This window comes from Xanthomonas sp. NCPPB 2866 (assembly GCF_041475745.2).
GTDB classification, from domain to species: domain Bacteria; phylum Pseudomonadota; class Gammaproteobacteria; order Xanthomonadales; family Xanthomonadaceae; genus Xanthomonas; species Xanthomonas arboricola.
In genome coordinates this window covers 1497069-1522457 of sequence record NZ_CM192975.1, presented here as the reverse complement: position 1 = coordinate 1522457, position 25389 = coordinate 1497069, and the positions used below count along the sequence as shown (strand labels likewise).

The 25389-nt window shown below is 65.8% G+C and carries 19 protein-coding genes; 2 read left to right on the top strand and 17 right to left on the bottom strand.

What is annotated here, in order from left to right; translation table 11 throughout:
* Positions 1–216: 216 nt before the first annotated feature.
* From era to rpoE, 8 genes are all read right to left on the bottom strand, one after another.
* On the bottom strand, positions 217–1116 hold the full coding sequence (gene era, locus ACCQ04_RS06515; protein ID WP_024938032.1) for a GTPase Era: 900 nt from the start codon (positions 1114–1116) through the stop codon (positions 217–219).
* Complete coding sequence (rnc, locus tag ACCQ04_RS06510; protein WP_039511552.1) at positions 1113–1793, bottom strand: ribonuclease III; 681 nt, start codon at positions 1791–1793, stop codon at positions 1113–1115. Before rnc ends, era begins: the two co-directional genes overlap by 4 nt.
* The gene (locus tag ACCQ04_RS06505) at positions 1783–2190 is read right to left on the bottom strand and encodes a DUF4845 domain-containing protein (protein WP_024938034.1); all 408 of its coding nucleotides are present in this window, start codon (positions 2188–2190) and stop codon (positions 1783–1785) included. The genes rnc and ACCQ04_RS06505 overlap by 11 nt, the downstream gene beginning before the upstream one ends.
* A complete protein-coding gene (gene lepB, locus ACCQ04_RS06500) occupies positions 2190–2990 on the bottom strand; it encodes a signal peptidase I (protein WP_011036465.1) in 801 nt (266 codons plus the stop codon). The genes ACCQ04_RS06505 and lepB overlap by 1 nt, the downstream gene beginning before the upstream one ends.
* A gap of 104 nt (positions 2991–3094) precedes the next feature.
* A complete protein-coding gene (gene lepA / locus ACCQ04_RS06495; protein WP_024938035.1) occupies positions 3095–4885 on the bottom strand; it encodes a translation elongation factor 4 in 1791 nt (596 codons plus the stop codon).
* 190 nt (positions 4886–5075) lie between these two features.
* Complete coding sequence (locus ACCQ04_RS06490; protein WP_184431776.1) at positions 5076–6647, bottom strand: DegQ family serine endoprotease; 1572 nt, start codon at positions 6645–6647, stop codon at positions 5076–5078.
* 109 nt (positions 6648–6756) lie between these two features.
* A complete protein-coding gene (locus ACCQ04_RS06485; RefSeq protein ID WP_226426645.1) occupies positions 6757–7653 on the bottom strand; it encodes a sigma-E factor negative regulatory protein in 897 nt (298 codons plus the stop codon).
* Entirely contained in the window at positions 7650–8270 is a 621-nt protein-coding gene (gene rpoE / locus ACCQ04_RS06480; protein WP_016903799.1) for an RNA polymerase sigma factor RpoE, read from the bottom strand. The genes ACCQ04_RS06485 and rpoE overlap by 4 nt, the downstream gene beginning before the upstream one ends.
* Positions 8271–8505: 235 nt before the next feature.
* Here rpoE and ACCQ04_RS06475 point away from each other — a divergent pair, with 235 nt between their 5' ends.
* The gene (locus ACCQ04_RS06475) at positions 8506–10587 is read left to right on the top strand and encodes a 3-hydroxyacyl-CoA dehydrogenase NAD-binding domain-containing protein (protein WP_226426646.1); all 2082 of its coding nucleotides are present in this window, start codon (positions 8506–8508) and stop codon (positions 10585–10587) included.
* Between the two features lie 170 nt (positions 10588–10757).
* Here ACCQ04_RS06475 and ACCQ04_RS06470 read toward each other — a convergent pair whose 3' ends face one another.
* The 3 genes from ACCQ04_RS06470 to ACCQ04_RS06460 form a co-directional block, all read right to left on the bottom strand.
* Positions 10758–13610, bottom strand: coding sequence for a TonB-dependent receptor (locus ACCQ04_RS06470; RefSeq protein WP_226426647.1), 2853 nt, complete (start codon positions 13608–13610; stop codon positions 10758–10760).
* A 379-nt stretch (positions 13611–13989) separates the two neighbouring features.
* The gene (locus ACCQ04_RS06465; protein ID WP_372358712.1) at positions 13990–15573 is read right to left on the bottom strand and encodes a tetratricopeptide repeat-containing sulfotransferase family protein; all 1584 of its coding nucleotides are present in this window, start codon (positions 15571–15573) and stop codon (positions 13990–13992) included.
* 40 nt (positions 15574–15613) lie between these two features.
* Positions 15614–16072 (bottom strand): hypothetical protein, encoded by a 459-nt coding sequence (locus ACCQ04_RS06460; protein WP_372358775.1) that lies wholly within the window; start codon positions 16070–16072, stop codon positions 15614–15616.
* 161 nt (positions 16073–16233) lie between these two features.
* On the opposite strand from ACCQ04_RS06460, the gene ACCQ04_RS06455 reads away from it, so the two are divergent.
* Entirely contained in the window at positions 16234–17736 is a 1503-nt protein-coding gene (locus ACCQ04_RS06455) for a tetratricopeptide repeat-containing sulfotransferase family protein (RefSeq protein WP_372358711.1), read from the top strand.
* A gap of 23 nt (positions 17737–17759) precedes the next feature.
* Here the strand turns inward: ACCQ04_RS06455 and ACCQ04_RS06450 are convergent, their stop codons facing one another.
* From ACCQ04_RS06450 to ACCQ04_RS06425, 6 genes are all read right to left on the bottom strand, one after another.
* The gene (locus tag ACCQ04_RS06450; RefSeq protein WP_372358710.1) at positions 17760–19043 is read right to left on the bottom strand and encodes an aspartyl/asparaginyl beta-hydroxylase domain-containing protein; all 1284 of its coding nucleotides are present in this window, start codon (positions 19041–19043) and stop codon (positions 17760–17762) included.
* Positions 19044–19214: 171 nt separating this feature from the next.
* On the bottom strand, positions 19215–20180 hold the full coding sequence (locus tag ACCQ04_RS06445; RefSeq protein WP_372358709.1) for a cation diffusion facilitator family transporter: 966 nt from the start codon (positions 20178–20180) through the stop codon (positions 19215–19217).
* Positions 20181–21174: 994 nt separating this feature from the next.
* Positions 21175–22077 carry a 3-hydroxyisobutyrate dehydrogenase gene (gene mmsB, locus ACCQ04_RS06440; protein ID WP_226427124.1) on the bottom strand — a complete coding sequence of 301 codons (903 nt, stop codon included), beginning with the start codon at positions 22075–22077 and terminating at the stop codon, positions 21175–21177.
* A gap of 158 nt (positions 22078–22235) precedes the next feature.
* Positions 22236–23423, bottom strand: a complete 1188-nt coding sequence (locus ACCQ04_RS06435; protein WP_226426651.1) for an enoyl-CoA hydratase/isomerase family protein — start codon at positions 23421–23423, stop codon at positions 22236–22238.
* Complete coding sequence (locus ACCQ04_RS06430; RefSeq protein ID WP_226426652.1) at positions 23408–24205, bottom strand: enoyl-CoA hydratase; 798 nt, start codon at positions 24203–24205, stop codon at positions 23408–23410. The genes ACCQ04_RS06435 and ACCQ04_RS06430 overlap by 16 nt, the downstream gene beginning before the upstream one ends.
* Positions 24202–25383 (bottom strand): acyl-CoA dehydrogenase family protein, encoded by a 1182-nt coding sequence (locus ACCQ04_RS06425; protein WP_184551569.1) that lies wholly within the window; start codon positions 25381–25383, stop codon positions 24202–24204. Before ACCQ04_RS06425 ends, ACCQ04_RS06430 begins: the two co-directional genes overlap by 4 nt.
* Positions 25384–25389 lie beyond the last annotated feature (6 nt).

Sequence of the window (25389 nt, the reverse complement as noted above, 5' to 3'; positions counted from 1 at the left end):
ACAAGAGCGGCCAGCAGCGATGTCCGCCGTGAGCCGCTGCCGGCAGCGCAGTTGGTCGCAACCGTCGACGGCAGCCGCCGCAATGGCCAGGCGCCATCCGGTGCATCGGGACATCGCTTGCATTGCAGCCCCATGTCCGTGCCGGTGCCGGCGACCGCATCGACAGGCTGTCAGCACGTTATCAGCACTGCACTGGCACTGGCGCCAGCCAGGGCCTCACTCGTATCCGAACGCCTTCAATGCCGCTTCGTCGTCCGACCAGCCTTCGCGCACGCGCACCCAGGTCTCCAGGAATACCTTGGCCCCGAACAGTCGCTCCATCTGCAGGCGCGCCTTGCCGCCGATGTCCTTCAGGCGGGTACCGCCCTTGCCGATCACGATCGCCTTCTGGCCTTCGCGCTCGACCCAGATCACCGCGCCGATGCGCAGCAGCGCGCCATCTTCGGCAAAGCGTTCGATCTCCACCGTGGTGGCATACGGCAGTTCTTCGCCGAGCTGACGCATCAACTGCTCACGCACCAGTTCCCCGGCCAGAAAACGCTGGCTGCGGTCGGTGATCTCGTCCTCGCCGAACATCGCTTCGGCCTCCGGCACCAGCTTGAGCAGGTCGCCGACCAGCGCCTCTAGGCCCTTGCGCTTGAGCGCGGACACCGGATGCACCGCAGCGAAGGTGCGGCCTTCGCTGACCTGGGCCAGGAACGGGAACAGCGCGGTCTTGTCCTTGAGCCGGTCGACCTTGTTGACCACCAGCACCACCGGCACTCCGGCGTCGCTCAGGACCTTGAAGGCCAGGGTGTCTTCGTCGTCCCAGCGGCCGGCTTCGATCACCAGCACTGCCGCGTCCACGCCTTCCAGCGAGCCGCGCGCGGCGCGGTTCATCACCCGGTTCATGGCGCGCTTCTGCTCGCGATGCAGTCCGGGCGTGTCGACCAGCACCAGCTGCCCTTCGGGAAAGGTGGCAATGCCCAGCAACCGATGGCGCGTGGTCTGCGGCCGGTTGGACACGATGCTGACCTTGGCGCCAACCAGGGCGTTGGTCAGGGTGGACTTGCCGACATTGGGCCGGCCGATCACCGCAACGCTGCCGCTACGGTGGGGGGAAGAGGTTTCGCTCACGTGTTGGAATCCAGCTGTGCGATGACAAGGGTGGCCGCCTGTTGCTCGGCGAGGCGACGCGAGCTGCCCTGGCCTTCGGCGCGGGCGACGGGCTGTTCCAGGATGCAGGCGACGTGGAACTGCTTGGCATGTTCGTCGCCGCTTTCGCTGATCAGCGCGTAGGTGGGCAACGGCAGCTGCCGCGCCTGCAGCCATTCCTGCAGCCGGGTCTTGGGGTCTTTCTCGGCCTTGCCCACCGGCAGCGCCGCCAGCGAGGGCTCGAACCACGGCAGCACCACCGCGCGGCAGCGTTCGAAGCCGCAGTCCAGATAGATCGCCGCGACGATCGCCTCGACCGCGTCGGCCAGGATCGAATCGCGTCGATGACCGCCGGATTTCAGCTCGCCCGGCCCCAGCGTCAGCCGCTCGCCCAGATTGAGGGTGCGGCCGATCACCGCCAGCGCCCCTTCGCGTACGAGTTCGGCACGCGCGCGGGTCAATGCACCTTCGTCGGCCTTGGGCCAGCGCTGGTAGAGCGCTTCGGCGACCAGCAGGTTGACGATGCCGTCGCCGAGAAATTCCAGTCGTTCGTTATGCGGTGTCCCGGCGCTGCGGTGTCGCAGCGCCTGGGCGAGCAATCCCGGATCGGCAAACGCATGTCCGATCGGATCGCCGCGCTGGAAAGTCCTATTCGCCACCACGTCCCGTCATGTCCTGGGACGTCTCGAATTTACCGACGACATCCAGATTGCCGATCAATTCGCGGCGAACTTCGTAATTGACCTTCATGCGCCAGCCACCATCGACGCGCTCGAACTTGACATCCTCTTTCTTGACGTTTTCCGAGTAGTTGATGTACAGCCGACGAAAGAACAGATCCTGCAACTTGGACGGATCCATGTTGGCGCTGTCGGGTTCCTTGGCCAGGCCTTTCATGGCCGTGCGCACCGAATAGTATTCCTGGTACATCGGAAACAGTTTCATTCCGATGTACAGCGCGAACCCCACCACCGCCAGCACCACCACGAACGACGTCAACGTCATACCGCTCTGCTTGCGCTTCATTGTGCTTCCCCCGGCACGCCGTGCGTGCATTACTGGATTCCGGTCCCGATCCGCGACGGATCGAAACTCCCCTTGCAGAACCACCCTTCGCAATTGAGCCAGATCAGGAACGCCTTGCCGCGCAAGTTGGCTTCCGGCAGGAAGTGCGTCTGGGTCCAGAACCGGCTGTCTTCACTGTTGTCGCGATTATCCCCCATCACGAAATAGCTGTCCGCCGGCACGGTCCAGTCACCCTGCCCGGCCGGCATGTTGCGATCGACCCACTCCAGCACCGTGTGGGTGCGGCCCGGCAAATCCTCGACCAGCAAGGTGGTGCCGGTCATCTCGGCGCCCTTGCCCTTGCCGATGTATTCGCCCTTGACCGTGTAGCGCATCGGCTTGTCGTTGATGTACAGCGTATCGCCGTGGAAGCCGATCTTGTCGCCCGGCAGACCCACCACGCGCTTGATCCAGTTCTGGTCCGGCGCATGCGGCGGCTTGAACACGACCACGTCGCCGCGCTTGGGCTCGCCGGTCGGGATGAATTTGGTATTGGTGATCGGCAGACGGAAACCGTAAGCGAACTTGTTGACCAGGATGAAATCGCCGATCAGCAGATTGGGCATCATCGAACTGGACGGAATCTTGTACGGCTCGGCCACGAAGCTGCGCAGGATCAACACCACCGCCAGCACCGGAAAGAAGGCGCGCGAGTAGTCGATGATCGCCGGCTCGCTGTCCAGCAGACCGGCGCGTGCCGCGCGGCGCTTGGCCAGGAACAGCTTGTCCAGCAGCCAGATGAAGCCGGTGCCCAGCGTCAACACAACCAGGGCGATTTCAAACCATTTCATTGATGTTCCTTCGGAACGGGATTTGGGATTGGAGATTGGGGATTCGCAAAGATGACGGGCTGGCAAGTCGCTGCCAATCCCCAATCACGACTCCCGAATCCCTGCTACTTATCCATCTGCAAGACAGCCAGGAAGGCTTCCTGCGGAATCTCCACGCGGCCGACCTGCTTCATGCGCTTCTTGCCTTCCTTCTGCTTTTCGAGCAGCTTCTTCTTGCGCGAAACGTCGCCACCATAGCACTTGGCCAACACGTTCTTGCGCATCGCCTTGACCGTGGAGCGCGAGATGATTTGCGAGCCCACGGCGGCCTGGATCGCCACGTCGAACATCTGCCGCGGGATCAGATCCTTCATCTTTTCGCACAGTTCGCGGCCGCGTCGGTCGGCGTAGCTGCGGTGCACGATGATCGACAGCGCATCGACCTTGTCGCCATTGATCAGCGTATCCACGCGCACGAACGGGCCGGCATCGAAACGCAGGAAGTGGTAATCCAGCGAGGCGTAACCGCGCGAGACCGACTTGAGCTTGTCGAAGAAATCCAGCACCACTTCGGCCATCGGCAACTCGTAGCTGATCTGCACCTGGCTGCCCAGGTAGTTGATGCCGATCTGGGTGCCGCGCTTTTCCTCGCACAAGGTGATGATGTTGCCGACGTAATCGGGCGGGGTGAGGATGTTGGCGCGGATGATCGGCTCGCGGATCTCTTCCACGTTATTGAGCGGCGGCAGCTTGGATGGATTGTCCATCGGGATGATGCTGCCGTCGGTCTTGAGCACCTCGTAGACCACGGTCGGCGCGGTCGAGATCAGGTTGAGGTTGTACTCGCGCTCCAGCCGCTCCTGCACGATCTCCATGTGCAGCATGCCCAGGAAGCCGCAGCGGAAGCCAAAGCCCATCGCTTCGGAGCTTTCCGGCTCGAAGCGCAGCGCCGCATCGTTCAGGCGCAGCTTGTCCAGCGCCTCGCGCAGATCCGGGTAATCCTCCGCATCGACCGGAAACAGGCCGGCGAACACGCGCGGCTGCATTTCCTGGAAACCGGGCAGCGCATGCGGCGCCGGGTCGGCCGCCAGGGTCAGCGTGTCGCCGACCGGTGCGCCGTGCACGTCCTTGATCGAGGCGTTGATCCAGCCCACTTCGCCGGCACCCAGCGCGGCGAGCTCCTTGCGCTTGGGCGTGAACACGCCGACCTTGTCGACCAGATGGGTGCGGCCGGTGGACATCACCAGGATCTTGCTGCCCGGCTTGATCTCGCCCTGCATCACGCGCACCAGCGACACCACGCCCAGGTAGTTGTCGAACCAGGAGTCGATGATCAGCGCCTGCAGCTTGTCGGTGTCGCGGGGCTTGGGCGGCGGAATCCGCTGCACGATCGCTTCCAGCACCAGATCGATGTTCAGACCGGTCTTGGCGCTGACCGCCACCGCGTCTTCGGCGTCGATGCCGATCACCGCTTCGATCTCGGCCTTGGCCCGCTCGATGTCGGCGGTCGGCAGGTCGATCTTGTTGAGCACCGGCACCACTTCCAGGCCCTGCTCCACCGCGGTGTAGCAGTTGGCGACCGACTGCGCTTCCACGCCCTGGGCCGCATCCACCACCAGCAGCGCGCCTTCGCAGGCGGCCAGCGAGCGGCTGACCTCGTAGGAGAAGTCCACATGCCCGGGGGTGTCGATGAAGTTCAGGTGGTAGACCTGCCCGTCCTTGGCCGTATACGGCAAGGACACCGACTGCGCCTTGATGGTGATGCCGCGTTCGCGCTCGATCGGGTTGGAGTCCAGGACCTGGGCCTCCATCTCGCGCGCCTGCAGGCCGCCGCACAGCTGGATGATCCGGTCGGCCAGGGTGGATTTACCGTGGTCGACGTGGGCGATGATGGAGAAGTTGCGGATATTCCGCATTGAATCAGAGGACATTGAGGTGGGCGCCGGCGGTGCCGTCGTCAGGGTAACGCAGCATTATCGCACGCTTTGGAGCCGGGATTTGGGAGTCGGGATTGGGGATTCGAAAAGGCAGAACAAGAGCAGGCACCCGCGAACAGGAGCCTGCTTTTGCCAATCCCGAATCACCAATGACGAATCCCGGCTTCCCTCAGCCGCCGGCCTTCAAGGCCACATAGCTGGTCGCCTTGCCGTCGGTGACCAGCAGCATGACCACGTCGCCCTTCTTGTAGCTGGACAGGGCGCGGTTGAGGTCGGCGACGCTGCCGACCTTGGTGCGGCCGACGCGGGCGATGACCAGGCCCGGCGACAGCGGCGGTTGGGTGCTGCGTGCTGCCGCGCCGGTCACCGAGGCGATGCGCACTCCCTCGCCGGCCTCCAGGCCCAGGCGGCTGCGCTCGGCAGCGGTGAGATCGGCGACCTGCAGGCCGAGCAGTTCCACGCTGGCCGGGGCGCTGGGCTTGGCGTCTTCGGCCGCGGTACGCGGGGCGGCGTTGCCGGCGGGGTTGTCCAGCGTCGTCAGGGTGACGGCCACCTTGCGCGGCTTGCCATCACGCAACACGTCCAGGTTGACCTTGGTGCCCGGCGCCATCAGGCCGATCATCGGCGGCAGATCGCTGGCGACATCGATCGGCTTGCCGTTGACGGCGCGGATCACATCGCCCACCTCGATTCCGGCCTTGGCGGCGGGGCTGCCGGGCGGAATGTCGTTGACCAGCGCGCCGCGCGTATCCGGCAGGCCCAGGCCCTGCGCCTTGAGCGAGTCGATCGGGCCAACCGCCACGCCCAGCATGCCGCGGCTTACATGGCCGGTGGCCTTGATCTGCTCGGCAGCGCTGAAGGCCAGGTCGATCGGGATCGCAAAACTGATGCCCATGTAGCCGCCCGACGCGGAGAAGATCTGCGAATTGATGCCGACCACCTCGCCGCGCGTGTTGAGCAAGGGGCCGCCGGAGTTGCCCTGGTTGATTGCCACGTCGGTCTGGATAAAGGGCACGTAGCGCTGGTCCGCATACGGATTGCTGCGCCCGGTGGCACTGACGATGCCGGCGGTGACCGAGTGATCCAGACCGAACGGCGAGCCGATCGCCACCACCCACTGGCCCGGCTTGAGCGTGTTGGAATCGCCCAGGCGTACCGTCGGCAGGCCCTTGGCCTCGATCTTGAGCAGCGCCACGTCGAACTGCTCGTCGCTGCCGACCACCTTGGCCTTGAACTCGCGGCGGTCGGTCAGCTTGACGGTGACCTCGCTGGCGCCATCGACCACATGGTGATTGGTCAGCACATAGCCGTCGGCGGAAATGATGAAGCCCGAGCCCATCGACTTGCCGGCGATGCCGCCATCGTCATCGCCGCCCTGGCCCGGCCCCTGCCGCGGCCCGCCCGGCATCTGGAAATCCGGCCCGAAGAAGCGGCGGAAGAATTCCGGCATCTGCTCGTCGCCGGGCATCGCGCCGCCGTCCTGCCCACCGCGCCGCTGGCGCGCCATGGCGTCCTTGCGGGTGATGGTGGTTTCGATATTGACCACACCCGGGCCGACCTGCTCGACCAGATTGGTGAAGTCCGGCAAGCCGGCCACCAGCTGCGGAGCCGGGGTGGCGCTGCGGTTGGCGGCAATCGGAACAACATCCTTGGCCGTGGGCGCGGACTGCTGCGCGCAGGCGGCCAGCGGCAGGGTCATGGCGATCAGGCCGAACATCTGGGTGCGAATGCGATGGTTCATCAGGTTGCCTCCGATGGCAGGGCGACAGGGGCCAAAGCCCCTGCCACTGCAGGGGTCCGGCACGATAACGGGAGGGAGGGCGCCGAACGGATGAAGATCGGCGGCGACATCAATCCTGCGGCGGCTGCACCGGCAGCGGCCGGTTGGGCGCGGGGCTGGCAACACCCTGCGGCGCAGGCTCGAACGGATAGAACGCGGTGCCCTGTCCGCCTTGGCGGAAGCTGGCATTGAGCGGACTTTCACCGGCACCGGACAGCGCCGCGCGCGGCCATGGGCGTGCCTGCAAGGTGGTATCCGGATGCGTGAACGGATTCGATGGCGCTGCAGCACTGGCCGTGGCCGTGGCCGTCGTCGACGCGGGAGCAGCGGACGCCAGCATGCGGGTTGGCGCCTGCTGCTGACGCGAAGCGACGCTGCGGGCGACCTGCTGGTTGCGTGTGGCCGCGCCACGGCGCGTGGATGCCAGCGCGGCGGCCGGCACCGCTGCGGCCAGCGCGGCCACCTCATCGGGAGCGGCCGGGCCGGGCTGGGCCGGAGCCTTCGGTGCTGCGGGCGTGGCGGGGGCCGGCGTGGCCGCCGGCAGCTGCGCCGTCGTGGCGAACACCGGGACCTGCTCGGCCGGCGGCACGGTCTCGGGCAGGCGCTCGCGCGCCATGAACAGGGCGATTGCAGCGACTGATGCCGCGATCGCTGCGCCACCACCCCAGCGCCAGCGCGTGGCCGGACGCGTGGATGGCTGCGCCTGCGGCACGGGCTCGTCGGCAATGGCGCTGCGCACGCGCGCGGCAAAATCCAGCGGTGCCGGCGCGCTGGCCGCGCCGCGCAGCACATCACCGCACAGCTGCCAACGCTCGTGGCAGCCGGCCAGTTCCTCGTCGTGGGCTAGGCGGCGCAGCAGGAAGCGCGACTCGTCGGCGCTCAATTCGCCATCCACCAGCGCAGACAGCTGCTGGCGGTAGTGACGCTCGAACTTGTCGGTGGTGGACATGGCAGGGTTATGGCTCATACACGGTGTCGCTCACGGGTGGCGCTTTCGGTCTCCAACAGAGGCCGCAGCTCGATGTCGATGGCCTCGCGCGCCCGGAAGATCCGCGAGCGCACCGTTCCGATCGGGCAATCCATCTTTCGCGCGATTTCGTCGTAGCTCAGCCCCTCCACCTCGCGCAGGGTGATGGCCGACCGAAGTTCTTCCGGTAGGGCTTGGACCGCACGCATCACCGTTTGTTCCAGCTCCTGTCGCATCAATTCGCGCTCCGGAGTGTCGGTATCGCGCAGGCGGGTGGCACCATCGAACTGTTCGGCATCGCTGATCTCGATATCGTCGGTGGGCGGACGGCGGTTGTGCGCAACCAGATGGTTCTTGGCAGTGTTGACGGCAATGCGGTGCAACCAGGTATAGAACTGCGAGTCGCCGCGGAAACTGTTGATCGCGCGGTAGGCGCGCACAAACGTATCCTGGGCCACGTCCTGGCACTCGCTCCAGTCGGCGATGTAGCGCCCGATCAACGCAACGATGCGGTGCTGGTATTTGCGCACCAGCACATCGAACGCTGCGCTCTCGCCGCGCTGCACACGCCGGACCAGTTCCAGGTCCAGCTCCTGAGGTGTATCGACTTCGGCCATGTCGGGCCGCACTCCTGTCAGCCCACCGAAGTCGGGCAATGAGACAACCATTGAAAAGAAAAGTTCATACCGATCCGGACGATCGTCACGCATCAGACTAGCTGCACCGATGCGCCACTGGCGACGCCTCGCACGAGGCGCGCGCCGCCCTGCCGACAGGTATGGGTATTTGACGTGAAGGAAACAACCTCTGGATGATAACGACCTTTCCTTATATCTCCGGACGGCCAGACGCATGCTTCCAGGTTTCGACGGGCTCCGATTCAGCCATTGGCAGGCCGACCTGCGCGAGGACGGCGTGGTGGTGCTCAGCCTTGATCGTCAGGGCGCACCGGTCAACGCGTTTTCGCAGGAGGTGCTGCTCGAACTGGGCGCGCTGGTCGAACGTCTGGCGCTGGACCCGCCCAAGGGCGTGGTGCTGCGCTCGGGCAAGCCCAATGGCTTCATCGCCGGCGCCGACCTGAAGGAATTCCAGGAATTCGACCGCAAGGGCACCGTCAACGATGCGATCCATCGCGGCCAGAGCGTCTTCCAGAAGCTGGCCGAACTGCCCTGCCCCACGGTGGCGGCGATCCATGGCTTCTGCATGGGCGGCGGCACCGAGATTGCGCTGGCCTGCCGGTATCGCGTGGCCTCCGACGATGCCGGCACGCGCATCGGCCTGCCGGAAACCAAGCTCGGCATCTTCCCCGGCTGGGGCGGCAGCGCCCGCTTGCCGCGCCTGATCGGTGCGCCGGCGGCGATGGACCTGATGCTGACCGGTCGCACCGTCGCGGCCAAGGCCGCCCGCGCGATGGGCCTGGTCGACAAGGTCGCCGCGCCCGCGGTGCTGGTCGATGTCGCCGCCGCACTGGCGCTCACCGGCAGCAAACGCCCGTTCAAGCAGCGCGCCACCGCGTGGGCCACCAACACCTTGCTCGCGCGCAAGCTGCTGGCGCCACAGATGCGCAAGCAGGTCGCACGCAAGGCGCGCAAGGAGCATTACCCGGCGCCCTACGCCTTGATCAACGTGTGGGAACGCGCCGGCGGCAGCGGCATCCAGGCGCGCCTGGCGGCCGAGCGCAAGGCGGTGATCAAGCTCGCCAGCACGCCGACCGCGCGCAACCTGATCCGCATCTTCTTTCTCACCGAGCGCCTGAAGGCGCTGGGCGGCAAGGATGCCGGCGCTGCGGCGCTGGCTCCGATCCGCCATGTGCATGTGGTCGGCGCCGGCGTGATGGGCGGCGATATCGCGGCCTGGGCGGCGTACAAGGGCTTCGAGGTAACGCTGCAGGATCGCGAGCAGCGCTTCATCGATACGGCGCTGGGCCGCGGCGGCGAGTTGTTCGCCAAGCGCGTCAAGGACGAGGCCAAGCGGCCGGCGGTGGCGGCGCGCCTGCGTGGCGACCTGGCCGGCGCGGGCGTGGCGCAGGCGGACCTGGTGATCGAAGCGATCATCGAGAACCCGCAGGCCAAGCGCGAGCTGTATCAGTCCATCGAGCCGCAGCTCAAGCCCGATGCCTTGCTGACCACCAACACCTCGTCGATTCCGTTGACCGAGCTCCGCGGGCATATCCAGCGCCCGGCGCAGTTTGCCGGCCTGCACTACTTCAATCCGGTATCGATGATGCCGCTGGTGGAAATTGTGCAGCACGACGGGCTGGATCCGGCCAACGTCGCGCGCCTGGCGGCATTCTGCAAGGCGCTGGACAAGTTCCCGGTACCGGTGGCCGGCACGCCGGGCTTCCTGGTCAATCGCGTGCTGTTCCCGTACCTGCTCGAAGCGGCCACCGCCTATGCCGAAGGCGTACCGGGCCCGGTGCTAGACAAGACCGCGGTGAAGTTCGGCATGCCGATGGGGCCGATCGAACTGATCGACACGGTGGGGCTGGACGTTGCCGCCGGCGTGGGCGCAGAGCTCGCACCGTTCCTGCACCTGCCGATTCCGGCGGCGCTGGCCACTGTAGAGCCGGGCAAGCGCGGCAAGAAGGACGGCCAGGGCCTGTACAAGTGGGAGAACGGGCGCGCGGTCAAGCCCGAGGTCGCCAGCGGCTACGAGGCGCCGGCAGACCTGGAAGATCGCCTGATCCTGCCGCTGCTCAACGAAGCGGTCGCCTGCCTGCACGACGGCGTGGTGGCCGACGCGGATCTGCTCGACGCCGGCGTGATCTTCGGCACCGGCTTTGCCCCGTTCCGCGGTGGCCCGATCCAGCACATCCGCAGTGTCGGCGCCGACGCCTTGCTGGCACGTCTGCAAGCACTGCAGGCGCGCTATGGCGAGCGTTTCGCGCCGCGCCCGGGCTGGCAGTCGCCGTTGCTGCGTGAACCGGTGGAGTGAGCCGTCGACGCTGTCCTCGACGTCGATCAGCCACGCAAGCGGGGGGCGATCGGCGACTGGGGTGATCCGCAGGTTGCAGCGCGGCGAGCCATCGACACACGCTGTCGCAGGCAACAAACAACAACGGCGAGCCAAGGCTCGCCGTTGTTTTTACCAGCTTGCAAAGTCACTCAGAAACGCAGACCCACACTGGTGAAGAAGTAACGGCCCGCCTGGTCGTAACCGGCGAGCGAGTTGCCGTTGAAGGTCAGGCTGCCGCCCACCAGCGGCGGCTCCTTGTCGGCGATGTTGTTGATGCCCAAGGTCCAGGTGACGTAATCGCCCAACTGCATCGAACCGGACAGGTCGAAGTAGTTGTACGCCGACACCTTGTTGTCCTGGTTCACCAGGCGTACGTCGGTTGTGCCACGGGTGCCGTCGGTGTTCTGGTAATCCAGCTCACCGATATAACGCCAGCGCAACCCGACGGTGTAGCGATCGAAGCTGTAGCGCGTGCTCAGCACATGCCGCCATTCGGCACTGTTGCAGGCCACGTTGACCACGCCCGCGCAGTCGTAGGTCACTTCCTGCACCCCCGGAACCGGCTCGTACTCCTGCTTGATGGCGTAGCTGCCCATCATCGAGGCGGTCAGGCGCCCGGGGCCAACGCTCCAGGCATACGATGCGGTCAGATCCACGCCCTGGAAATGCAGCGAACCAAAATTATCCTGGGAATTGAGGATCAGACCGGACACGTCCGGGTCGCTACCGCGGAACAGATCGCCCGTTGTGGCATTGCGGCGCACGCGGCTGCAGATATCCGCATTACCGGTCACGCCGCATGCGGTGAGGATGTTGGACGAGCCGATGCTGCGGATCGCGTCGTCGATCTTGATGTCGTAGTAATCCACGCTCAGATCGAGCCCCTTGATCGGGCTGGCGGCAAAACCGACGGTCCAGGTGTTGGCCGTTTCCGGCTGCAATGTCGTATTGCCGCCGCCGATTTCGTTGTACTGGCCGGCCGGGTTGGCTGCAACGCGGCCGTATTGCGCCGCAGTCACACCGGTGTTGGCGCACTGGGCCTGGGTGAAGACCGGATTGGCACCGGCGCACGGGTCGCTACCGCTCCATAGCGCGATCGTATTTTCGTTATACAGCTCGGTCACGTTCGGAGCGCGGATCGCACGGTTCCAGCCGGCGCGCAGGTGGTACTTGCCATCGACGAATGTTGCACCCAGACCGGCCTTGTAGGTACTCACGCCACCGGAGGTGTCGTAGTCCGAGTAGCGATAGCCAAGCTGCATGTCGAGGTGATCCAGGCTACCGGCCTGCGCCACCAGCGGCACCGCGCCTTCGAGGAACAGTTCCTTGACGCCGATGTCGCCGGACACATTGGAGGTCGGGCCACCCAGGCCGGTGAAGTTGCCGGTCTGCATGTTGCTGTCGGCCACCCGCTTGAAGGTCTCGTTGCGGGTCTCGACACCACCGACCAGACTGATCGGATTATCGCCGGCCCACGGCAGGCTGTAGCCGAAATTGCCGGTCACATAGGCGTTGAACACGCGCATCGAGGTTTCGTAGTTGACGATACCCACGCCCTGCAATGCCTCTGCCTCTGCTGCGGTGACACTGTCGGTCCACACGCTGTAGGGCACGCAACCATCGAACGAACCAGGCTGGCAGCCTAGCAGTGCATCGCGGACGCGCGTGGTCACGAAGTCGTTCCTGTTTTCCGACTTGGTGGTGCTGCGGTTGTAGGTGAACGAGGCGTCGTACGACCAGTTGTCGTTGATGTCGCCCTGGGCGCCGGTGGTGATGCTGAAACTGTTGGTATCCGAGTCGGTGATGCGCGGGCCGCCTTCGACGTTGCGCTTGGCCACGTAGACGGTGAACTCGTCGTCGGTAATGCCCACATCGTTGCACAGGCTGCCGATCACCGAGGTGGCGCAGTTGACGTTGAGGTCGGTGAAAAACGCACCCGACGGCGCGATCTGGGTCGAACTCTTGCGGTTGACGAACAAGGTTTCGAGATAGGGCTTGAAGTGCTCGTTGACCTCGTACTTGATGTTGGTGCCGGCCGTGTAGCGCGTGTCCGGACGCTGGTAGTAATTCAACGGCGCGAAGTTGTAGAGGTTCGGGGATGCGACCTGCGACCAGGTGCCGCCGGCTGAAGGCTGCACGTAGAACGCGCCAGCCGACGGAGCGACGACATAGAAGTTGGCCGGATCTGCGGTGGCAGAGCCGCCGCAGGCGGTGCCGCGGTTGCTCAATGCGCATGCGGAGTAATCGCGCTGGCCCTGCAGCAGTGGATCGTTTTCGCGCCAGGTGGCCCATGCGGTGGCATGCCCCGCCTCGCCGAAGCTGCCGCCGATGGCCAAATCCACATTGCGGGAGATGCCGTCGAAACCGGAGTTTCCAGTCGGATAATCGTAACCGGCGTCGTCCATCAGACCGCGCATCAAGGTGTTGCCGTTGTCGTGCTGGTAGGCGTTGTAGCCCATGTCGACACTGACACCTTCGAACTCGTCGTCGAGCACGAAATTGACCACGCCGGCGACGGCATCGGAGCCGTACACCGCCGAGGCGCCGCCGGTCAGGATGTCCACGCGGCGCACCAGCGCTGCCGGAATGATGCTGATGTCCGGACTCTCGCCGATGCCTTTGGGAATGCGCCTGCCGTTGACCAGGGTCAAGGTGCGCTGCGCGCCCAATCCACGCAGATCGACGGTCGCATACCCCTGCGAGCCATTGTTGGCGAAGTTGTCGAAGCTCGCCGAGAGCTGCGGGTACTGGTTGATCAGATCTTCGACCTTGGTCGAGCCGGTGTACTGGAATTCTTCCTTGTTGATCTCTGCCACCGGACTGGAGGCAGTCATCGTCTGGCTCTTGATGCGCGTACCGGTGACACTGATCGCGTCCAGGCTCTTGAGTTCCGTCGAGGGCTGCTCCTGCGCCATCACGGTTCCCGACAGGGCAAATGCGGCAGCGCCAACCGTGAGCGATACCCGGATGGCGTCGCGCAGCTTGGTGGTCTTCAATCTCATCTCTCTCTCCGAGAAGTTCGAACGGGTGAGCGCGACGCACTGCATCGGCATCTGAGGCAATGCCGGCACGTGCTGCGACGTTGTTGGCAAGCGCATCAAACTGCGCTTCCACACTGGCGAACGGCCGGACGAAAGAGCGCCCGAAAAACGTTGCCAACCCGATGTTAAGACCACGTTGAGGAGAATTAAAGCGCCATTCAGAAACGCTCCGAATCGGTGCGACGAATCCCCAAAACAGTGCGGAAGTCAGGGAAAAGTGGCCCTTTGCCGCCGGTGTCTGATGTAGGGCTCGATGCCGCCACGTGTGTTGCTCGTCGCTCGCAAGCCGGCGGCGCGCTCACTCGGAGGACTGGACCGGTGGATCGGCCAGCGCCAATCGCTACACCACTTCGACGCCGGGCACGATCACGCCAGCTGCCTGAAGTCGCGTCAACACTGGCAGCAGTCCGTCCAGATGCCGCCGAGAGCTATGCACCGAGCGTTGATGGACATCGCCACGCACCTGCGCCGCGCTCGCAGTCACGAACGGCACATGCTCCAGTTCGGCGATGGTGTCACTGCGCGCCAGCCCGCACCAGCTCAGCACCCGCGTGATCTGTTGGTCGGTGTCGCGCACCAACTCTTCGTAGTGCACGTCGAGAATGCTACCGGGCAGCACCGCATGCCAGTGCCGCATGGTCTGCTGGTAGGCCAGGTAGTAATCCGCGAGCTCATCGAGCGCATACGAGAACGGATAGGCGTTGTAGAACAACGTCTTGTACATCGCATAACAGGTGTCCAGCGGATCGCGCACCAGATGGATGATGCGTGCGCGTGGCAGCGCGGCGGCAATCATGCCGCAATACAGGTAATTGACCGGCAGCTTGTCGATGAACACCGGATGGTCGTGCACCAGCTCACGGGCGCCGCGCAGATACTCCTGCCCAAGCGCCGCGAAATCGATCTGCAGCGATGCCTGGGCGGCGGTCAGTTCGGGATTGGTCGACAGTACGCCGGAGGTCGCACTGCCGAGCAACGCTCCGAAATCCATCAGCTCTCCGGCCGAGCGTGCACCGCCGCGCTGGATCAGCAGGCGCTCCAGCAAAGTGGTGCCGGAGCGTGGCAAACCGACGATGAAGATCGCCCCCTCGCCCGCATGACCGGGCTGCAGTGCGCGCAAGGCAGCCGGGTCGTACGCCTCGCGCACCTGGGCGATATGCGCACACTCGGCAGCAACGTCGTATTGCAAAGTCTTGCGTTTGCAGGCCGCTGCGGCGGTCAATGTCTCGAACGACTCCGCATGCTGGCCCAGGTCCTCCAGCTCCTTGCTCAGGGCGTACAGGCCGGCCGCTCTAGCGGATGGTTCCGATAGCGTGGTCAAGCGGTGACGCAGATCGTCCAGATGGTTGTGCTGCCCGGTCTGACGCCGGAGCGTGGCGCGCAGGTACAAGGCATCGCCCGTGCCGGGCGCCAGCTGCAATAGCCGCTCCAGGGTGCGCTCAGCCGCATCGAATTCGCCACCAAAGAACTGCATGGTGGCGAGGTCGTACAGCAAGCCGGGCTGTTCTCCCAGCAATGTCATCGCATGCCGGTACGCATCACGGGCGGCCGCCACCTCGTGGCAGCCGCTGTACAGCGCGCCGATCCGCCACCATGCAGCGCCGTCGGCGGCGGCCAGCGCCTGTGCCTGGCCGGCGACAATCCGGGCCTCGCGGCGGCGACGCAGCTGCAGCAGCAAACTGGCGTGTTTGATCAATAGCGGGAGCGGTGACGTTGCAACCGCCGCAGCCTGTGCAATGCGGTCGGCTGCGGCCTGCGGATCGCCGTTGGCCAACCGGGCTTCGCTGGCAAGCTCCAGCAGATGCGCATTGCCTGGCTGCTCTGCGCAGGCGCGGTCGGCGAACACGGCTGCCTCGGCATAACGTCCCTGACGCAGCAGTTGATACCCGTTGTGCAACAGTGCGCGCAGCTGTCTCTCAGTCATTCGTTTCCTTCTGTTTGTTGCGATGCCGTCGGCGGCCTGGCTAGTCGATGCGGCGGGCACGTAGTGCCACACCGGCAGCGGTGACCAGCATGTAGCTTCCCATTGCGGCCTTGCGGATCACCACGATCTCGCCCTCGGCCAGCGGTCCGCGACTGGTCGCTTCCGTCAGCGCCCAACGCTGGCGACTGTCCAGCGACACGATGCGCGTACCGTCTGGCTGATACGCCACTGCAAGCACCTTCGCGGTGAGTTGCGCAGGCGCTGACTGCTGCGCGCCTGTCGCTGCCGAGGCCTGTTGGCTGCTGCGGCCGAATGCCCTGACTGCCCTGTCCGCCTCCGCCGCCCGCACCGCCTGCGTTGGCGGGAAGCTGGCGTCATAGCAGGCCAGCCGCGGCAAGGGATCGAGTACTGCGGCGCAGCGATGCGTCGGCACGTCCTGCGCCGATGCCGCCCAGGCGCAGCTCAACACCGTCAGCCCCAACACCACTCGCTTGTGCATGCGCGCATCTTCACTCGTCGATTGCAGCAGAGCATACAAGGCAAGCGGCGAGTGCAGGAAAGACCGCTCATCACCGTCCGGCCGCGGGACGATTGAACGCACCGCTGGCGCCGCCTAAGCTGCAGTTCTCCCACCCGCTGCAAGAATGCCTGGAAAACGCCTTGGACCCGTCCTTGCAGCACGCCGCACGCTTACTGCAACAAGGCCATCTGGCGCAGGCGATCGCCGCTTATCGCCGCATCCTGCAAGCGCAGCCCCGCTGCGCCGATGCCTGGTACAACCTGGGATATCTGCTGCGCCAGACCGGCGAGGCATCCGCCGCACTGGACGCTTATGCGCAGGCATTGCAATGCGGTGCCGCACTGCCGGAACAGATCCACCTCAATCGCGCCGCGTTGCTGAGTGACCATCTTCATCAGGAGGCCGCAGCGCTGAAGGAACTCGATCTGGCACTGCAGTGCCGGCCGGACTACGCCCCGGCCTTGCTCAATCTGGGCAACCTGCAGGAAGAGCTGGGCGCACGCGACCAGGCGGTCGCCGCCTATCGCCGGCTGCTCGCCAATCCTCCTGTCGATGCCCAGACACGGGCGCTGCAGCTGCAAGCCACCGCACGCCTGCTGCACCTGGATCCTCCCACGCATGCGCAGGACACACGCCTGCTCGCACTTGCGCAAGCAGGCTCGGTCGCGGGGCAGGATCCTGCGTTGACGGCCACGCTGCTGCATGCAGTGGCCCATGCCTACGACCGCCTCAGCCTGCACAACCAGGCATTCGCTGCGGCCAGTGCCGCCAACCGGCATGGTCATGCACATGCGCGGCGCTACGACCCGATCCGCACACAGCAGCAGTTCGACAGCATCGCTGCGGTATTTGCCGATGCAAGCGACGCGCCCCAGCCACCGCCCATGGATGCTGTCGGCGACGCGGTGCCGGCACTGTTTATCTGCGGCATGTTCCGCTCCGGCTCCACCTTGATCGAACAGGCCTTGTCGCGCCACTCGTGCATTGCCGCCGGGGGCGAACTGGATGCGCTGCCGCGACTGGTTGCACAGTCGCTGTCGCCATTCCCGCAAGCCGCGCAGCATCTGTCCTCGCACACGCTGGCGCAGCTGGCCGCGGCCTATCGTCAACGCGTGGCTGCGGCCATTCCCCGGCATGCGCAACTGCGTTACATCACCGACAAGCGCCCCGACAACTTTCTGCTGATCGGGCTGATCAAGCAGCTGTTTCCGGCGGCCAGGATCGTGCACACACGTCGTCACCCGCTGGACAACGGGCTGTCGATCTTCATGCAGCAGCTCAATCCACAACGCTTTGACTATGCGGGCCGGCTGGAGGACATCGGGCATTTCTATGCCGCCTACCAGCGACTGATGGCGCATTGGCTGTCGCTGTATCCGGACAGCATCCACACGTTCGACTATGACGCGTTCGTCGCCGCGCCGGAACGCAGCCTGCGTGCACTGCTGGACTTTTTGCAGTTGCCCTGGGAACCGGATTGCCTGGATTTCCACAAGGCGCCTGGAGCCGTCAGGACAGCCAGCTACTGGCAGGTGCGCCAGCCCCTGCATGGCGATGCGTCCGGACGCTGGAAGCCCTACGCGACCCAGCTCGCTCCGTTGCGCGCCACGCTTGCCCGGTTCGGCATCACGCCTGCGGACTGAACCGGCCGACTACCGGCACCACCTCATCCCGCACGGTGGCGCGCGATCGCCGTCTCCATGGCATTGACCATCTGCCGCTCCTCCTGGCTCAGCAGCGGGTTCCAGACATCGAAGATCAGCACCGCACGCAGCTGCGCGCTCGCGTTGCGCGCCTCATGTTCGATCGAGTCGTCAAACACCAGCACCTTGCCGACCTCCCACTGCCGCCAGTCGTAACCGACCCGGAAGCTGCAGCCCTCGGGCACGATCAACGGAAGATGCGCCACCAGACGTGCGTTGGTCTCACCATGGTGCGGCGGAATGACCGTCTGCGGCGCAAGCACCGAAAACATCGCGTTGGGGCACACGCCGTCGATCTGCGCCGCATCGACCAATGCCAACGCGGCGGCGGTTGTCGGGCACTGCCGCAGATGTTCATCCACCGGCTGTCCATGTGCCCACAACGGATAGGAACTCCATGCCGGCGAATGGTTGAGGTCCTTCCACTGGTTGACCGGCTGGTCCGGCGCGTAGGCGATGTAGGGCGCAAAGCCGCCCTTGTCCTCGTGCATGACGGCGCGCAGTTCCTGCGCGATCGCTTCGGTCTGACGCTGTACTGCAGCGATCCAGGGAAACGCGTCCGGCGGGTGAAACGGCAGGGCTGGCAGTCGCGGGATGTACAAGCGGTTGGATTGGGAATGGAACGGGCGACTGCGCCCGCATGCGATCGCGGCCGCTTCCGCCCAGCGTCCTGCGAGTGCGGCGTCCAAAGCGATGCCAGGAGCGTCCAGGACGGCGCGCAATTGCGCCTCCAACTCAAGCGTGTCCTGCTCCACTGCCTGCGTGGCCAGGGCCAGCTTGCGACGCAATACCGCCGGCCATTGCGGCTCTGGCGGCGCGACCTTCAGCGCATCGCGATAGACACTAGCGGCGGCGCGCGGACGGCCGCGTGCCTGCAGGAATGCGGCCTTTGCCAGCAGCCCGGGCAGGAAGTACGCATCCAGCGCCAGCGCCGCGCTGATGGCCTGCCATTCGCCATCCACATCGCCTTGCGCCTGCTTCACCACCGCAATGGTCAGCACGATCATCGGATCGCCCGGGCTGCTTGCGCGTGCGCCTGCCAGGTATTCCAGCGCCGCCGTTGCATCGCCGCGCTGGTAGGCGTGCACGCCCAGGCTGTACAAGGCCTGCGGGTGCGTCGGCGCCAACTGGCGCACCTGTGTCCACAATTGCTCGGCCTGTTGCCATTGCCCCGCCGATGCTGCCGCGCCCGCCTCGGCGATCAGCGCGGCGATGCGTTCGTTGCGTTGTTCGATCTGTACCGCCATCGCGCCGCCGGCCTCGCAGTCTTCCCCGGCTCGATCATACGGCCTGGGCGGCAGCCAGGAAGCAGGACGGTTCTCCCCTGGATCGGACCCGATGACCTGGCTGGGCGCTGCTCCAGGCAACGCCATGCCACCGCCGATCAGACAACAAGCCCACTGGCGGCGTGGTCCGCGTCAGTGCGCGTGGCCGCCATGCGAATGCGCGTGACCACGGTGATCGTCATGCGCGGAGCCTTGCCCGACCGGCGCCGCGCCACACGGCTCGGTGCCGCAGTCGCCACTCTCCACCTGCAGGGTGACGTGGGTGATCTCGAAACGCGCGTACAGCAGCTCGGCGAGGGCGTCGCGCAGGCGGTCGCGGTCGGTGGTTTCGCTGACCACCACGTGTGCGGTGAGTGCGGGCGTGCTGGAGGCCAGTGCCCAGACATGCAGGTCGTGCACGTCTTCGACGCCGGGGTAGCTGCTCAGCGCCTGCTGCACCTGCGGCAGATCGATGCCTTTGGGCACGCCTTCCAGCAGCACGTTGATCGCCTCGCGCAGCAGCACCCAGGTGCGCGGCAGCACCCACAAGCCGATCAGCACGGCCAGCACCGGGTCGATCCATTGCCAGCCGGTCCAGCGGATCAGCAACGCGCCGATGATCACCGCCACCGAGCCAAGCATGTCGCTCCAGACTTCCAGGTAGGCCCCCTTGACGTTGAGGCTCTCGCCGCTGCCGGCGTGCAGCAGCTTCATGGCGATCAGATTGATCACCAGGCCGAAGCCGGCGATCAGCAGCATGCCGCTGGAGGAAATATCCTGCGGTGCGCGGAAGCGCTGCGCGGCCTCCCACAGAATGTAGGCGCCGACTGCGAACAACAGCGCGCCGTTTGCCAGCGCGCCGAGCGCTTCCAGCCGCACATAGCCATAGGTGCGGCGCGCATCGGCAGGACGACGGCTCAGGCGCACGGCAAGCAGGGCGATCATCAGGCCGACGGTGTCGGTGGCCATATGTGCGGCGTCGGACAGCAGCGCCAGGCTGTTGGTGATGAACGCACCGATGACTTCCGCCAGCAGGAACGTGGCGGTCAGTCCTAGCGCCCACCACAGCGGTGTCTCGTGGCGGATGTCGCTGGGTGCGTGGTTGTGGTCGTGTCCCATGGATGCGGTGGCCTCGTGCAATGCGCGCACCTTAGGCGCACGCGATGGCGGAGACTATTACACCCGGGCGTGATGACATCACATCACGCGAGCGCGGCGCCGCACCTTGTTGCCCAGGCCGGATAGCGACTTGGGGCGGCCAACAGAACCTCTCGAACGCCGCAGCGATGGCGGCAACGTGTCGGCAACCCCCGCTTTCGTTAGCGGGTGGAGTGATGTCGTATTGGCAGTGACGTTGCTCGATAGAAAGAAGCCGATCAGACCGCACCTCGTCGGACGGCTGCGCTGCATGCACCGCCTGCCCCTGCTTGCAACCGTGCGTACCGACCATCGTGACTGGTCCTTGCCCGCCCACCGTCGCGGGACCTTACGCGGCATGGATGCCGCGTAAGCGCCTACACGGACGTACTTGCGGCGTGTCCCGCGACGGTGGGCGGGCAAGGGCCTGCAGCAAAACCACAGCGTCGAGTGCGCGGTGGCCTCACCGCATCAGACAGTTTGCTGGCTGTGTTATTGAAAAAACCATGCACACCGATCAACTTGACTGGCCCTTGCCCGCCCACCGTCGCGGGACCTTACGCGGCAAGGATGCCGCGTAAGAGCCTACAGGGACGTACTTGCGGCGTGTCCCGCGATGGCGGGCGGGCAAGGGCCCTGCAGCAAAACCACAGCGTCGAGTGCGCGGTGCCCTCACCGCGTCAGACAGTTTGCTGGCTGTGTTATTGAAAAAAAAGCATGCACACCGATCAACTCGACTGGTCCTTGCCCGCCCACCGTCGCGGGACCTTACGCGGCAAGGATGCCGCGTAAGAGCCTACATGGACGTACTTGCGGCGTGTCCCGCGATGGTGGGCGGGCAAGGGCCCTGCAGCCAAGCCGCAGATCATTCGCTCTACCGCCGATGCCCCAGTTCGATCAACTCTCCAGACAGAGACGAATCACCACTCCAGCCGCACCTACTTGACGGTCGGCGTAGACACTTTTGCTCGCAGCTTCAAACCTTGGCCACCAGCTTGATCACGCTGGAAAAATCCAGCGCACCGTTGCCGGCCTGGCTGTTCATCGCGTACAAATTGCGTGCCAGCTCGCCGAGCGGAATCGACACGCCCGCCTGCACTGCGGATTCGGCGACCAGCCCCAGGTCCTTGAGCATCAGATCGTTGCCGAAGCCGCCGCTGTAACCGCGCGATGCCGGCGCGCTGGGCAACACGCCCGGCCACGGATTGCACACTTCGGTGGCCCAGCTGCGCCCGGTGCTGACCGCCATCATCTGCGACAGCACCGCCGGGTCCAGCCCCTGCGCAACGCCGAGCGCCAGCGCCTCGCCGGTGGCGGCCATGATCACGCCCAGCGCCATGTTGTTGCACAGTTTGGCGACCTGGCCGGCGCCGTTGTCGCCGACGTGGAAGATGTTCTTGCCCATTGCCTGCAACACCGGCCGCGCGCGCTCCAATACCTGCGCGGCGCCGCCGACGATAAACGTCAGGCTGCCTGCCGCCGCACCCGCCGTCCCGCCGGAGACCGGCGCATCCAGCACCGCCAGGCCACGCGCCTGCGCCTCGGCGGCGAGCTTGCGTGCGCTGGCGGGTGCGATGGTGCTGCAGTCGATCACCAGGGTACCTTCGGGAATCTGCGCCAGAATCCCGGCCTCGCCCAGGTACAGCGCTTCGACATGGCGGCTGGCCGGCAGCATCGAGATCACGATCTCGGCGTCGGCCAGGGTGTCGTGTGCGGAGCTGGCGGCATGCGCGCCGGCAGCGACTGCCGCGTCCAGCGCAGCGGGCACCAGATCGAACACCCGCAGCTGGTGCCCGGCCTTGCTCAGGTTGGCGACCATCGGCCCGCCCATATTGCCCAGGCCGATAAAGGCGATCTTGCTCATGGTGTGGTTTTCCAGGGTTGGGCGGCCATCACCGATTGGCGCGGCCGTTGAATGGTGTGCCCGGCCGCAGCGCAGTGCGGCAAACGGGCGCAGTGGCGTTCCTCGGCCCTGCACTGCGGATGCGGCTCATTGTCCGCATCCGCCAAGACCGTTCGCAGCGGCGTGTCAGCGACTCAACCTGCACCAAGATCGGCAAGCGGATGCCGTGCAGGCTGCCAGGGTGATTGCAGGAATGCCGCCGCCCATTGCGCGTCGGCCTGTTCGAGCGCGGCAGGCTGCCACCGCGGCGTGCGGTCCTTGTCGATCAACAGCGCGCGAATGCCTTCGGCGAAGTCGCCATGCGCGGCGGCATGCAGCGCCACCACGTACTCGGTGCGAAAGGTGTCGGCCAGCGTGCCGGTGCCCGGGTGACGTTGCAGCTCCCAGGCCAGGCGGGCCGAGCCGGGGGCGCCGGCTGCCAGCGTTGCACGCGCGGCCTGCAGCCAGGCATCTTCGCTTTGCAGTGCCAGGATTGCGGCGACCACCTCCTGCAGCGTCTGGCCTGCCACCAATTGCGCGATCAGCGCCGCATGCACCTGCAACGGGCCCGGCTCCAGCGGTTGCGCAATCCCGTGCAGGAATGCGCCGAGCTGGGCGCGATCCTCGCTGGCATCGCCTGTCCAGGCATGCGCGTCCAGGGCGTCCAGCACTGCCGCGTATTGCGCATGCTCCAGGCGCACATCCGCAAGCCCGGCATAAATGGCATCGCTGGCGTCCAGCGGCGCGCCGGTCAGTGCCAGGAACAATCCGGCGCCGTGCGGCACGCGGCGCAACAACCAGCTGCCACCCACGTCGGGAAACAGGCCGACACTGATCTCCGGCATCGCCAGCCGCGAGCGCTCGGTGACCACGCGATGGCTGGCGCCGGACATCAGGCCGATACCGCCGCCCATGACGATGCCGTGGCCCCAGCACAGCAGCGGCTTCGGGTAGGTGTGGATGCGATGATCGAGCCGATATTCCTCTTCGAAGAACGCAGCGGCGTGCGCATTGCCCTGCGGTTGCGCGCGACGTTGCTGCGCATCCGGCACCGCCTCGCGATGCGCGCGCATGCTCTGGTACAGACCATGCAGATCGCCACCCGCGCACAACGCCTTCTCGCCTGCGCCACGCAGCACCACGCAGGCAATCTGGGTATCGTCGGCCCAGATGCGCAACTGTGCATCCAGCAGGCGCGTCATCTGCAGGGACAGGCCGTTGAGCGTCCTGGGCGCATTCAAGGTGGCGATACCGATGCGATGCCCGTCGGCGCAATCGCGTTGTTCGAACAACACCGGGGCTTCTTCGGGGAGGCTCACATCCAGCATCAGCCATTGCTCCACTGCGGCGCGCGCTTCTCGAGAAAGGCCGCCACTCCCTCGGCCTGATCCGCCTGCTCGAACAGGTCGACGAAGGCTTCGCGCTCTGCCACCAGCGCGGCGGCATGCGTGCCGTGGCGGGTGGACTGCACCAGGCGCTTGCACGCTGCAACGCTGACCGGACTCTGCTTGCCGGCGCGCTGTGCCCAGGCGATGGCCAGGGCGCGCGACTCGCCCGTGCCCACCACCTCTTCCACCAGGCCGATACGGTGCGCGGTGGCGGCATCCAGACGCTCGCCGAGCAGGATCATGCGCTTGGCCCAGCCCTCGCCGACCAGGCGCGGCAGGTTCTGGGTGCCGCCGGCGCACGGCAACAAGCCGACGCTGGCTTCCGGCAAGGCCAGCTGCGCGTGCTGCTCGGCAATGCGCAGGTCGCAGGCCAGCGCGCACTCCAGGCCACCGCCCATCGCATAGCCGTTGATGGCGGCGATCGACACGCCGCGAAACGCGCTCAAGGCCTCGAAGGCTTCGCCGAAGCGACGCGCGGCCTCCCGTGCAGCAGCCTTGTCGCCATCGGCAAACTGCTTGAGATCGGCGCCGGCACTGAAGAACTTCTCGCCGTCGCCAGTGATCACCAGCGCGTAGATGCTGCGGTCCGCATCCAGCGCGCGGACCAGATCGCGCAAGGCTGCAAGGCTGTGCACGGTCCAGGTGTTGGCCGGCGGATTGCACAAGGTGACGATGGCAACATGGCCGTCGCGTTCGACATGTAAACCGGTATGCGTGCGTGTTACCCAATCGCTCATCGCAGTTCCTCCTCGCCGTTGAGCAGGTGGCGCGCAATGATCATGCGCATCACCTCGTTGGTGCCTTCCAGGATGCGGTGCACGCGGCTGTCGCGCAGCAGGCGCTCGATCGGATATTCGCGGATATAGCCGTAGCCGCCGTGGATCTGCAAGGCATCGTCGCAGATCGCAAAGCCGGCGTCGGTGGCGAAGCGCTTGGCCATCGCGCACCACACGGTGGCATCGTGGCTGCCGGCATCGAGCTTGCGCGCAGCGGTGTGCACCATCTGCCGCGCGGCCACCAGTTGCGTGGCCATGTCGGCCAGTTTGAACTGCAGTGCCTGGAAATCGGCCAGCTTCTTGCCGAACTGCCGGCGCTCGCCCATGTAGCGGCGGGCGGCGTCCAGCGCGCCTTGCGCCGCTCCCAACGAACAGGCGGCGATATTGATGCGGCCGCCATCCAGTGCCTTCATCGCCATCTTGAAGCCCTCGCCTTCCTTGCCCAACAGATTGCCGGCCGGAATGCGCACGTTCTCGAAGCTCACCCCGCGGGTGGGCTGGCTGTTCCAGCCCATCTTCTCTTCCTTGCGGCCGTAGCTGATGCCGGGCGCATCGGCGGGCACCACGAAGGCGCTGATGCCGCGCGCGCCGTCGTCGCCGGTGCGCGCCATCACCACCAGCACATCGGTGGCGCCCGCGCCGGAAATGAAGGCCTTGCTGCCGTTGAGCACGTAGCTGTCGCCGTCGCGCTGTGCACGCGTCTTGAGCGAGGCCGCGTCCGAGCCGGCACCCGGCTCGGTGAGGCAGTACGAACCCAGCTTGGCGCCGCTGGTCATCGCCTCGCCCCACTGCGCGCGCACCGCGTCGTTGCCGTAGCTGGCGATCAACCAGGTGGCCATGTTGTGGATGCTGATGAACGCCGAGGTGGATGGATCGACCGTGGCCAGTTCCTCGAACACCACCGCGGCATCCAGCCGGCGCATGCCCAGGCCGCCCACGCCCTCATCGGTGTACAGCCCGCAGAACCCCAGCTCGGCCGCCTTGGCGATCGCCTCGCGCGGGAAGTGGCTTTCCGCATCCCAGTGCGCGGCGTGCGGTGCGAGTTCCTTGTCGGCAAAGTCGCGCGCGGCAGCGCGGAAGGCTTCCTGCTCGTCATTCAAATCGGCTGTATTGGCGTATAGCTGGATGGCTGCATTCATGGCGAT